This is a genomic window from Sanguibacter keddieii DSM 10542, assembly GCF_000024925.1.
Taxonomy (GTDB): domain Bacteria; phylum Actinomycetota; class Actinomycetes; order Actinomycetales; family Cellulomonadaceae; genus Sanguibacter; species Sanguibacter keddieii.
The window spans coordinates 2,351,333-2,363,073 of record NC_013521.1 but is presented as its reverse complement, the minus strand read 5'-3'; the positions used below and the strand labels follow the sequence as shown (position 1 = coordinate 2,363,073).

Here is an 11,741-nt window from a genome sequence, read left to right as displayed (position 1 = left end):
GTCAGCCCTTCTGTCGGAAGGTCCGGAACTGCACGAGGCTGAGCAGCGCGATCGCCACGAAGAGCACGTAGCTCGCTGCCGACGCCGTGCCGTAGTTGCCGAACCCGAACTGGTTGTAGGTGAAGTAGCTGATCGAGAGCGTCGAGTCGAGCGGCCCGCCCTTGGTCATGACGAAGGGCTCCTCGAAGAACTGGAGGAAGCCCACGGAGAGAAGCACGCCGCCGAGCAGCATCGTGGGGCGCAGCAGGGGGAGGGTGATGCGGGTGAACCGCTTCCAGGCGCCCGCCCCGTCGACCTGCGCGGCCTCGAGGACGTCGGTCGGGACGCTCTGCAGCCCGGCGAGGAAGATGATCATCAGCGTGCCCATGTTGCGCCAGACGGCGAGCAGGATCATCGCCGGCATCGCCCAGCGCGGGTCGTTGAGCCAGTCCGGTCCCTGGATGCCCACCCAGCCGAGGACCACGTTGAGCAGTCCGTCGGGCTGGAGGATGAAGCGCCACACGACGGCCACGGCGACGATGCTCGTCACGACGGGGGCGTAGAAGCCCACGCGGAACGCGGTGCGGAACCGGGTGATGCCGTTGTTGAGCGCGATCGCCAGCGCCAGCCCGCAGACCATGGTGAGCGGGATGCCCACCACCACGAAGTACACGGTGTTGAGCAGCGCCCGCACGAACTGCGGGTTCTGGAACAGCGCGGTGAACTGCTCGACCCCGACGAACCCGACCGCGAGCGGGTCCGGGATGTCCGTCGACCGGAAGTCGGTGAACGACATGACGAACGAGCTGAGCAGCGGGAAGACCATGAAGATCGCAAAGCTCAGCAGGAACGGCAGGGCGAAGGCGTAGGCGACGACGGTGGTGCGCCGGCGGCGCCGGGCGGCGAGACCGGGCCCACCGGGACGGCGGACCGTCCCGGTGGGCCCGGTCCTGGTGAGGACGGTCACTGCCCGGTCCCGAGGGAGTCCGCCGTGCTCTGCAGCTCGCCGAGGGCGACCGCCGGGTCCTTGTCGCCGCGCAGGATCTGCTCGAGCTGGGTGTCTGCCGCGGCAGAGACCTGGGGCCAGGTGGTGAGGGTCGGGGCGATCTTGACGCTCTTGAGCTGCTCGCCGAAGCCGGCGACCTTGGGGTCTGCGGTGAGCGTCGGGTCGTCCCAGGCGGACTCCTGGGCGGGGAGGTCGTTGACGGCGCTGAACCAGTCGACCTGGACCTCGGGCTGGCTGAGCCACTCGACGAGCTTCCACGCGGCCTCGGGGTTCTCGGCGTCCTTGAAGACCGCGAGGTTGGCGCCGGCGGCGAAGGAGGTCGAGGTGCCGTCCGGCGACGCGGGGACGAGACCGACGCCGAACTTGTCCTCGAAGCCCTCGCCCCCGGCGGTCTTGAGCCCGGGGATGTCCCACGGCCCGCTCATGAACATCGGGACGGAGCCGTCGACGAAGGCCGCGGTGGTCGAGCCGGCCTCGGCGTCAGGGTTGCGGTTGGCGATGCCGTCCGCGAAGAAGCTGTCGATGTAGTCGACGGCGCCGGTGACCTCGGGGGTGTCGAGCGTCCAGGTGGTCTGGTCGGCGTCCATGACCTCGGCCCCGTTGGACCACGCGAAGGGGAGGCTGCTGAGGAACGAGTTCCAGCCGCCGGAGGGGAGCGCGACGCCGTACTCGGCGCCGGCCTCGTCCTGGTAGGCCTGGGCGAGGGCCTTGAAGCCGTCCCAGTCGGTGGGGAAGGTGTCGAACCCGGCCTGCTCGGCGAGGTCGGTGCGGTAGAACAGCACGCGGGTCTCGACGTACCACGGGACGGCGTACTCGACGCCGTCGAAGGTGGTCGACGTCGTCGCGAAGTCGAACATGCCGGAGGTGTCGATCGCCTCGGGCTTGGGCTGGAGGGCGTTGGCGAAGGTGGGCATCCAGTCGCTGCCGAGCATGCCGATGTCGGGGGTCGTCCCTCCCGCCACGGCCGTCTGGTACTTGTTCTGCGCGGAGTCCCAGGGGACTGCGGTGACCTTGACGGTGACGTCGGGGTTGGCCTCCTCGAAGGGCTTGATGAACTCGGTGAGCGCCTCGCCCTCGGTGCCCTGGGCCCAGATGGTCACGGTGCCGGAGGCAGGGCCGCTCGTGAGCTCGACGGCGTCGTCGGCCTGTGCGGGGGAGTCGGTGTCGCGGCCGCAGCCGGCGAGCAGCAGTGCTGCGGCTGCGGCGATCGCGGTGGGGGCGAGCAGTCGTCGTCGGATCATCATCGTTCCTGTCGTGAGTGCACGTCTCGTGCCGGCGGTGGGAGAGCTGCCGTGGCTGTGCGTCGGTGCGCAGCCATGTCTCGCAGACAGAATCTAAGCGCTTAACAACGGCAGCGCAAGACCCTGCCGCGAGGGGGTGAGAGGTGGGAGAGGGCGGCGCTGCTCAGGAGCAGCCGCAGCTCCCGCCGAGCACGAAGGCCGACCCGAGGAGCTCGTGCCGGTCGGCGTCGCTCTCACCGGCCAGGATGTCGGCGAGGATCTGCACCGCAGAGCGCCCGACGAGCTCCATCGGCTGCCGGACGGTGGTCAGCGGGGGAGCCGAGAGGCGGCTCGCGAGGATCCCGTCGAAGCCGGTCACCGCGACGTCGCGGGGAACCGTCACCCCGGCTGCGCGCAGCGCGTCGACGGCGGCGAGGGCCGACTGGTCCGTGTCGCACACCAGGACTTCGGGCAGAGACCCGGAGGCCAGCAGCCTCGCGACGACGGCGATGGTCGTGGCGTCGTCGCCGGCGTGCACCGGCAGCACCTCGGGGACGGGCAGCCCGGCTGCCTGCATCGCGGACGAGAACCCGTCGAAGCGTTGGACGAACTCGGGTGTGCCCAGCTCGCCGAGGTAGGCGACGTCCCGGTACCCGTGGACCTCGAGGAGGTGGCGGGTGAGCTCGAGCATGCCCTCCCGGTTGTCCACGAAGATCGTGTGGACGCCCTCCTGCCGCACCGCCCCACCCAGCTCGACCACCGGGATCCGTGAGGCCACCTGGGTGAGCGTCTTGTCGGGCATGGCCCCGGCGAAGGCGATGAGCGCGTCCACCCGACCGGCGACGTCGATGGCGTGCGGCAGGTGCGGGGTCGTCCGGGCGCCGCCCAGCATGAGGGCGAAGCCGCGTCGGCGGCACTCGAGCTGGACGCCGCGCTGCACCTCGTCGGCGTAGAGCGGGAACAGGCGCCCCTCGCCGACCGTCCCCGGGACGACGTCGAGCTCGTCCGCGTCGAGCAGGTAGTCGAAGGCGTACAGCCCGATCGCGCCCGTCCGGCCGCGGGCCAGCCCGCGCGCGCTCGCGCTCGGCACGTAGCCGAGGCTCTCCGCGGCGGCGAGCACCTGCTCGGCCGTCGAGGCCTTGACCCGCTCGGGCTTGCTGAAGACGAAGGAGACCGTGGCGATCGAGACGCCTGCGGCCTGCGCGACGTCGTAGACCGTCGGCTTGCGCGGCGCGTCGGCACTCCTGCGGTTCTCGGGCACGACGGACAGCCTAGCCGCGAGGTGCGCGTGCTGGTCGGGCCAGCGCTGCGCCGGGCGACGGGGTCGAGGCGCGGGTGCGGTCGACGGGCTCTGCCGAGGCGCGCCCCGCGTCTCACGACCAGGCGACGTAGGCGACCACCAGGAACGCCGGCAGGAGGAAGTCGATCACGAGGATCGCGGTGTTGTTCACCGCGTAGTTGCGGGACCGCACGATGCTGCGCACGTGCCCGAGGCCGCAGCCGACGCGGTAGACGGAGCTCGCGATGATGATCGCCAGCCAGTACTCCGTCCCGTGGCTCCCGGCGAGCACCCCGGTCACCCCGAAGGCGAGGCCCGCGAACCCGACCTCGAGCTCGAAGGGCGACCGGTCGAAGCCGATCGACCGGGAGATCGCGCCCGAGAAGAACAGGTGTGAGATCCCCGCGCCGATCCCCGCCCACCCGATCATGTAGACGACGGCGTTGACCAGGAGCGTCCGCTGCCAGTCGTCGTCCCGCGAGACGAGGACCGGGACTGCGGTCACGACGAAGAGGATCACGCCGATGAACGGCAGCAGGCCGAGCCACCTGCTGGAGGCACGCCCCGGGGTCGGTGCTGGTGCGCCCGCTGGTACGGGGAGGTCTTCCGCTGCTCGTGTCATCGTCGTCTCCGTGGCTCGGTCTCGAGAGCTGCCTGCGCCGGTGCGTCGATCGGGTGCGTGCCGGAGCGTGTGCCAGGTCAGGTCCGCCCCTGCGGGATCCGAGCGTCGTGGCGTCTGGGACGAGGTGTCGGTCGGCGTGGTCACGACGAGGGCCTCACGACCGAGCGTAGGGACCCCGGGGCACGACGTACGGCTCACCCCGGGGTGAGATCGAGAACCACCCGTGGTGGACCCGGAGCGCCGCAGAGGCGCCCGTGGACGACGAAGCGGCCCCGGGTGAACCCGGGGCCGCTCCGTGATGCTGGTGTCGTGCTGTCCTGCGCTGTGTCCGGAGGGGGACTTGAACCCCCACGCCCGTTAGGGCACTAGCACCTCAAGCTAGCGCGTCTGCCATTCCGCCACCCGGACAGGTGGACCTTCGGGGAGCGTTTCCGTTCCCTTGGGTGCGACGGAAAATCTAGCACGGTTTCGAGGGGGTGCTCGACCACCGGGGCCGGGTTGTCCGAGAGGTCTGACAGGTCCGGCTCCCGCCGCTCGCGATCCTGCCGACCGCTTGCCAGCGACCCCGCCCACCCTTGCCAGCGGCGCGACGTCGTGCCAGCCTCGGGAGAACCACGTCGTCGGGTGACGGTGCCCGGCGCGCGACAGCGACGGAGCGAGCCATGGGGATCGTCCAGATCGACCTGTTCACCACGCTCGACGGCGTCGCGCAGGCGCCCGGCGGGCCAGAGGAAGACCCCGAGGGCGGCTTCGCGTTCGGTGGGTGGCAGGCTCCGCTGTCCGACGGGACGGTCGGCGAGCAGGTCGTCGCGGGCATGGAGACGATGGACGCGCTGCTCCTCGGGCGCAGGACCTACGACATCTTCGCCGAGTACTGGCCCCGCCAGCAGGGACACATCGCCGACGTGCTCAGCTCGGTCCCGCGGTACGTCGCCTCGCGGCATCCGCTGCGTCTGGCCTGGGAGGGCGCCGAGCAGCTCGGCCCCGACCTCGGCGACGCCGTCCGCGGGCTCAGAGAGCGGCACGCGGAGACCCACGTGATCGGCAGCCTCGACCTGGTGCAGACGCTCCTCGCCGACGGTCTGTTCGACCGGCTCAACCTCTGGGTCTACCCGCTCCTCCTCGGCGCGGGGAAGCGGGTGTTCGGCACCGGCACGGTCCCCACGAACCTCCGGCTCGCCGAGCCGGTTGTGACGACACCGGGCGGCGTCCAGCTGCAGCGCTACGAGCGCCTCGACGGGACACCAGCGGTGGGGACGATGTCGGCGGGCGACGCGGAGGGTCGATAGTCCGAAGGGGACGCCCCAGGACGACGGAGCGGCCCCGGGTGAACCCGGGGCCGCTCCATGATGCTGCTGTCGTGCGCTGTGTCCGGAGGGGGACTTGAACCCCCACGCCCGTTAGGGCACTAGCACCTCAAGCTAGCGCGTCTGCCATTCCGCCACCCGGACAGGTGGACCTTCGGGGAACGTTTCCGTTCCCTTGGGTGCGTCGGAAAATCTAGCACGGTCTGGACCCAGGTGTGGAATCCGTCGGTGCCTTCGTGACGCGCACCACGTGGCACGATGCTCGGGTGACCTCCGTGACCAGCAGCTCTGCGCCCGAGGTGCTCGTCGTCTGGGGGAGAGGCTCGTCCTCCGGTGGCCCGGACGACCTGCTGCGTCACGCCGTCGCCGCACACCTCGAGATGGACCCCGGCGAGGTGCAGACGGGCCGCCTGTGCCCCCGGTGCGCGAGCAGCGACCACGGGCGACCGGTCGTGCTGAGTGCTGGTCGCGCAGCAGGCCGAGGCGAGCAGCGTCCCGTCCACGTGAGCCTCAGCCGGGCCGCCGGACGGACCGTCGTCGCCGTCACGACGGCGGGCCCGGTCGGCGTCGACGTGGAGCACGTCGACGCTGCGGGCTTCGACACCTTCGCGCGCGTCGGCCTGCACCGCGACGAGACGGACGGCGACGCCTCCTGGCGCACTCGGACCTGGGTCCGCAAGGAGTCGCTGGTCAAGGCGACCGGAGACGGGCTCATGGTCGACCTGCGGGACGTCCAGGTCACCGCGCCGGACGACGCACCAGAGCTTGTCCGCTGGGAAGGGCACGACGCGCCCGGCGGCGTGGAGATGGTCGACCTCGACGTGCCTGGGCAGGAGCCGGGTCAGCCCGCGCTCCTCGCGTCGCTGACACTCCTGTTCCCAGACGGTGCCAGCCGAGCACCCACGGTCATCACCACCCGGTCCGCGGCCGACCTCAGCGACCGCTGAGCGCCTGCCGCGCTCAGCCCTTGAGCCGGCGCAGCAGGGAGCGTCGTGCCTTCGGCAGCTCGGGCAGCGCGGGCTCCGCGAGCCACGCGGCGAACAGGTCGACGAGGTCCTCTCCGGACTCGCGCGTCGCGATCTCGACGAGGTCGGCGGTCGTCACCGAGCCGTGCCGGTGCTCCGCCACCCACGCCCTGAGGGTCCGCCAGAACGCGTCGTCCCCGATCGTGCCGCGGAGGGCGTGCAGGGTGAGCGCCCCGCGCTTGTAGACCCGGTCGTCGAACATGTCGTTGGTCCCCGGGTCGCCGAGGACCAGGTCCTGGGGGAGCGCTGCGAGGCGCGCGTGGTGCTCGTCGGCCAGAGCGTCGGCGCTGCGTCCGCCCGACGCCTCGGACCACACCCACTCGGCATAGCAGGCGAAGCCCTCGTGCAGCCAGATGTCCTGCCACCGCGAGGCGGTGAGGCTGTTGCCGAACCACTGGTGCGAGAGCTCGTGGGCGATGAGCCGCTGGGACTCCCAGCCGGTGCTGAGGAACCCTTGGCTGAACACGGACAGCCCTTGCGCCTCGAGGGGGATCTCGAGGGCGTCCTCGGTGACCACCACGGTGTACGCGGCGAAGGGGTAGGGGCCGAAGGCGTCGACGAACACGTCGAGCATCTCGCCCTGCCGGGCGAAGGCGCGCTCGACGGCGCTGGCCGCGGTCGGCGGGAACACCGCGTGGACGGGCGTCGGCCCCTCGTGGAGGGTGCGCCGGACGTAGCGACCGATCTGCACGGTCGCGAGGTAGGTGGCCATGGGCTCGGGCTGCTCGTACACCCACGTGGTGGTGCTGGCCCGGCGCCGGCTGCTCGTCAGGGTCCCGTTGGCGACCACGTGGTACTCCGAGGGCACCGTGAGGGAGATCCGGTAGGTGGCCTTGTCGGACGGCCTGTCGTTGCAGGGGAACCAGGACGGCGCACCGTGCGGCTGGGAGGCGACGATCGCGCCGTCGGCCAGCTCTTCCCACCCGGCCTCGCCGTCGGGCCCGGGCATCGGGCGCGGCGTGCCGGCGTAGGTGACGACCACCGTGAGCTCCTGCCCGGCCTCGACCGGGCGACGCGTCTTGACCACGAGGCGCCCGGGGCGCTGGGAGTACCGGCCGGGCTGGGCGCCGTCGACGGTCACCTTGGAGACCCGCAGCGCGTGCAGGTCCAGGGTCAACCGGTCGAGGTCCTCACGGGCGACCACCCGCAGCGACGCGGTGCCGGACAGCTTGTTGGTCTCGACCGAGTAGTCGAGCTCGAGGTCGTACCCGAGCACGTCGTAGGCCGGGTCTCCGTGACCGGGGACATAGGGGTCGGCGGTGGGCTCGACCGTCATCACGCGGTCACCGGCTCTGCCGGGGAGGGCGTCGGGGCTTCCTCGTCGACCCAGGGGCCGATCGGGTTGCCGACCCAGCGGGTCTTGTCGGGCACTGACTCACCTCTCATGACCAGGGACACCGGGCCCACAGTAGCGTGCCTGCCGAGAGTCGCAGCGGGGAGCACGACGCTCCCTGGTCCGAGGGTCGCGCCCTGCTTGAGCACGACGGCGTCGAGGCTGAGGACCCGGTCGTGGAACAGGTGCGTCTGCACCACGCAACCGCGGTTGACGGTCACGCCGTCGCGCAGCTCGACGAGGTCGGCCTCGGGCAGCCAGTACGTGTCGCACCACACACCGCGGCCGACGCGTGCGCCGAGGGATCGCAGCCACACGGCGAGCACCGGCGTGCCGAGCGTGCCCCGCGCGAACCACGGGGCGGCGACCACCTCGACGAAGGTGTCCGCGAGCTCGTTGCGCCACACGAAGGAGCTCCACAGCGCGTGGTCGGTCGCCGTGACCCGGCCCACGAGCGCCCACTTGGCAGCAGTGGTCACGGCGGCGGCGAGCGCACCGGCGACGAGCAGCACGAGACCTGACACGAGCGCGGCGGCCCCCCAGCCGTGCGAGCCGGCGACCGCGACGAGCACCGTGACGACCCCGAGGCTCAGCGACGCGGCGACCATCACGGGGACGAGCCGGCAGACCTCGACGAGCGCACGGGCCACCCGCAGCCGCGTCGGCGGGTCGTAGGTCCGGCTCTGGTCGACGTCGCTCGCGGTCCTGCGCAGCCGCGTCGGCGGGCTGCCCAGCCACGACGTGCCGCCCTTGGCCTTGGTGCGTCGCGGCGCCGCCGAGAGCACCGCGACGAGCCCGCCCTTGGGGACCTTGCGTCCCGGCGCCGCCATCCCGGAGTTCCCGACGAAGGCGTGCTTGCCGATCTTCACCTGCTCGACGCGCAGCCACCCGCTGCCGAGCTCGTACATGCCCAGCATCGTGTCGTCGGCGAGGAACGCTCCGTCGTTGACGGTGGTCAGGCTCGGGATGAGCAGGACCGTCGAGGCCTCGACGTCCTCGCCGACGTCTGCCCCGAGCGCCCGCAGCCACGCCGGCGTGAGCGAGCTCGAGTACAGGGGGAACAGCCAGGTGCGCGCCTCGTCCAAGATCCGCAGGACCGCCCAGGCGCGCCACGCGCCCGGTCCGTGCACGGCATGGATGCCGCTCGTGAGCCCGCGCGAGAGCAGCCGCACGCAGGCCCACACGAGCGCCGCGAGGACCACGAGCCCGACCACGCAGGCCACGGGCAGGAGCACGAGAGCCCGCAGCGCGGCACCGCCGGCCGAGCCTGCGTCGGCGACCGGGCCGATCACCACGGCGAGGGCGCACGCGACCGCGACCACGGGCAGGCCGCTGATCGCGACGGCGGTGGCCGCGTAGGCCCACACCCAGCGGCGACGCCGGGGCGGACGGTCCTGCTCCCACGGGCCGCGGGCGTCACCCGTGCGCTGCGCGGGCGCCCCGGCCCACGCGGCGTCGACCGGGACCGTCCCGAGGACCGCGGACCCCGGTGCCACCTCGGCGCGGTCGCCCACGACCGCGCCACCGACGAGCGTCGTGCGGGCACCGATCCGGGCCCGCTCGCCGACGGTGATCGCGCCGACGTGCAGCACGTCGCCGTCGAGCCAGTGCCCGACGAGGTCGACCTCGGGCTCTACCGAGCAGCCGTCGCCGAGCGTGAGCATCCCGGTGATCGGCGGGATCGTGTGCAGGTCGACGTCCGCGCCGACCCGCGCGCCGAGCATCCGGGCGTAGGTGGTCATCCAGGTGGCACCGGCGAGGGACGTCGCACCGAGCTCGTCGGCGAGGCGCTCGGCGAGCCACAGCCGCAGGTGCACCCGACCGCCGCGCGGGTAGCGTCCCGGGACGACACCGCGCAGCAGGAGGCGGGCGCCGAGCGCGGCGAGCGCCATCCGGCCCGCCGGCAGCACCAGCAGCACAGCCCCGAGCCCGATCCACCACCACGAGGCCTGCGGAAGCCAGGTGACGGAGAACATGTCGCCCACCACCGTGCTCACGGCCGCGAGCCACACGAGCCACCGCAGCCCCGCGACGGTGCGCAGCGGCACCGACGCGAGGACCTGCGCGGCCTGGGTCGCGGTCGGCACCGGGTTGACCTCGGTGTTGCGCAGGCCGGTGGGCGCGGCCATGCCGTCGAGCGCGGCAGCCAGGGCGCCGACCGACGGGTTCTCGTACACGTCGGCGACGGTCACCTCGGGGAACTGCCCGCGCAGCTGTGACACGAGCTGAGCGGCGGTGAGGCTGCCGCCCCCGAGCGCGAAGAAGTCGTCGGAGGTCGAGGTGACGACGGCCCCGAGGATCTGCAGCCAGAGCTCCTGGACCCAGCCCGCGGTCCCGTCGAGCGTCTCCGCGGCAGGCTCGGCTCCCGCGCTCGGCAGCGGCCACGGCAGGGCGTCGCGGTCGATCTTCCCCGAGGTGCGGGTCGGCAGGGTGTCCAGCTGCGCGATCCGCGGGACCAGCGCCGAGGGCATGGTGGCCCGGAGCGTGGCCATCGCACTCGTCAGGTCGAAGCCAGGACCGGGGGTGAGGTACCCGACGAGGATCGTGTTGCCGGACCGGGTCTTCCGGACGGCGGCCGCAGCAGCCTCGACCCCCGGGAGGGCCAGGAGCGCGCTGTCGACCTCGCCGAGCTCGACCCGGCGCCCGCCGATCTTGATCTGGTCGTCCGCGCGCCCCACGAACAGCAGACCCTCCGGGTCGTTGACTACGAGGTCGCCCGACCTGTAGGCGCGCTCCCAGCCGAGCGACGGCATCGGTGCGTACTTCTCGGCGTCCTTGACCGGGTCCAGGTACCGGGCCAGCCCGACGCCGCCGATGATCAGCTCGCCGGTCTCGCCGTCGGCGACCTGCTGGCCCTGCGCGTCGACCACAGCGAGGTCCCAGCCGTCGAGCGCCGTCCCGATCCGCACGGGCGGCTCCGTCGTCAGCCGCGCCGCGCAGGCCACGACCGTTGCCTCGGTCGGCCCGTAGGTGTTCCACAGCTCACGGTCCGCGGTCGCGAGCCGCGCACCGATCTCGGGCGGGCACGCCTCGCCGCCGAGGATCAGCAGACGTACGCCGTCGAGCGCCGTCGGGGGCCACAGGGCGACGAGCGTCGGCACCGTCGAGACGACGGTGACGTCGTTGGCCGTCATCCACGGGCCGAGGTCCATGCCGCTCTTGACGAGCGACCGCGGCGCCGGCACCAGGCACGCACCGTGGCGCCACGCGAGCCACATCTCCTCGCACGACGCGTCGAAGGCGACCGACAGCCCCGCCATGACCCGGTCGCCCGGGCCGAGGGGACGGTCCTGGAGGAACAGCCGCGCCTCGGCGTCCACGAAGGCGGCCGCGGAGCGGTGCGAGACCGCGACGCCCTTGGGGGTCCCGGTCGAGCCGGACGTGAAGATGACCCACGCGTCGTCCGACGGCGTCGGGCCGTCGTGGCGGTCGGACCTGGCAGAGGCCCGCGGACCGCGCTCGGCGACCACCAGGCCGTCGCCGACCACTGCCGCGACGCGCGCCTCGTCGAACACCGTGCGGGCCCGCTCGTCGGGGTCGTCCTTGTCGACCGGCACGTACGCCGCCCCCGCCTTGAGGATCGCGAGGATCGCGACGTACAGCGCCGTCGTCCCCGAGCTGATCCGCACGCCGACCGTGTCGCCCGGGCCCACCCCGAGACCGACCAGCTCGCCGGCGAGCTCGTCGGTCGCCTCGTCGAGCGCCGCGTAGGTGAGCACCTCGGCCACGTTGTCGAGGGCGGGGGAGTCCGGGTACCGGTCGACCGTCTCGCCGAACACGTCGACGAGCGTGCGCTCTGGCGCCGCGAGGTCGCCGCGCAGCAGCGAGGAGGGGCCTGTCGCAGGCTGGCCCGGGGTGGTGGGTACGGTCATGGTCGGACGATCCCTCGCGCAGGTGAACGATGCATGAATGCTGTGCGACGAGCACGAGCCGCCGCGCTGCGCCAGACTGTCTGGGCGTGCCCGTCGCC

Annotated in this window: 8 protein-coding genes and 2 tRNA genes; 2 read left to right on the top strand and 8 right to left on the bottom strand. The window is 72.4% G+C overall.

What is annotated here, in order from left to right; all coding sequences use genetic code 11:
* Position 1: 1 nt before the first annotated feature.
* The 5 genes from SKED_RS10375 to SKED_RS10355 form a co-directional block, all read right to left on the bottom strand.
* Complete coding sequence (locus SKED_RS10375; RefSeq protein ID WP_012867105.1) at positions 2 to 946, bottom strand: carbohydrate ABC transporter permease; 945 nt, start codon at positions 944 to 946, stop codon at positions 2 to 4.
* Complete coding sequence (locus tag SKED_RS10370) at positions 943 to 2,226, bottom strand: extracellular solute-binding protein (RefSeq protein WP_042439039.1); 1,284 nt, start codon at positions 2,224 to 2,226, stop codon at positions 943 to 945. The genes SKED_RS10375 and SKED_RS10370 overlap by 4 nt, the downstream gene beginning before the upstream one ends.
* A 163-nt stretch (positions 2,227 to 2,389) precedes the next feature.
* Positions 2,390 to 3,466 carry a LacI family DNA-binding transcriptional regulator gene (locus tag SKED_RS10365; RefSeq protein ID WP_012867103.1) on the bottom strand — a complete coding sequence of 359 codons (1,077 nt, stop codon included), beginning with the start codon at positions 3,464 to 3,466 and terminating at the stop codon, positions 2,390 to 2,392.
* 112 nt (positions 3,467 to 3,578) lie between these two features.
* Positions 3,579 to 4,106: a DUF6790 family protein gene (locus tag SKED_RS10360; RefSeq protein ID WP_012867102.1), complete on the bottom strand. Its 528-nt coding sequence runs from the start codon at positions 4,104 to 4,106 to the stop codon at positions 3,579 to 3,581.
* Between the two features lie 325 nt (positions 4,107 to 4,431).
* A tRNA-Leu gene (locus SKED_RS10355) sits at positions 4,432 to 4,514 on the bottom strand.
* Positions 4,515 to 4,768: 254 nt separating this feature from the next.
* On the opposite strand from SKED_RS10355, the gene SKED_RS10350 reads away from it, so the two are divergent.
* Positions 4,769 to 5,395 (top strand): dihydrofolate reductase family protein, encoded by a 627-nt coding sequence (locus tag SKED_RS10350; protein WP_012867101.1) that lies wholly within the window; start codon positions 4,769 to 4,771, stop codon positions 5,393 to 5,395.
* Positions 5,396 to 5,474: 79 nt separating this feature from the next.
* Here the strand turns inward: SKED_RS10350 and SKED_RS10345 are convergent.
* Positions 5,475 to 5,557 (bottom strand) — tRNA-Leu (locus SKED_RS10345).
* Between the two features lie 122 nt (positions 5,558 to 5,679).
* Between SKED_RS10345 and SKED_RS19010 the strand changes: the two genes are divergently transcribed.
* Complete coding sequence (locus SKED_RS19010) at positions 5,680 to 6,360, top strand: 4'-phosphopantetheinyl transferase family protein (RefSeq protein ID WP_143755710.1); 681 nt, start codon at positions 5,680 to 5,682, stop codon at positions 6,358 to 6,360.
* Between the two features lie 13 nt (positions 6,361 to 6,373).
* On the opposite strand, the gene SKED_RS10335 is transcribed toward SKED_RS19010, so the two are convergent.
* Both SKED_RS10335 and SKED_RS10330 read right to left on the bottom strand, forming a co-directional pair.
* Positions 6,374 to 7,714 carry a M1 family metallopeptidase gene (locus tag SKED_RS10335; RefSeq protein ID WP_012867099.1) on the bottom strand — a complete coding sequence of 447 codons (1,341 nt, stop codon included), beginning with the start codon at positions 7,712 to 7,714 and terminating at the stop codon, positions 6,374 to 6,376.
* Positions 7,714 to 11,643: a Pls/PosA family non-ribosomal peptide synthetase gene (locus SKED_RS10330; protein ID WP_012867098.1), complete on the bottom strand. Its 3,930-nt coding sequence runs from the start codon at positions 11,641 to 11,643 to the stop codon at positions 7,714 to 7,716. The genes SKED_RS10335 and SKED_RS10330 overlap by 1 nt, the downstream gene beginning before the upstream one ends.
* Positions 11,644 to 11,741: the final 98 nt, after the last annotated feature.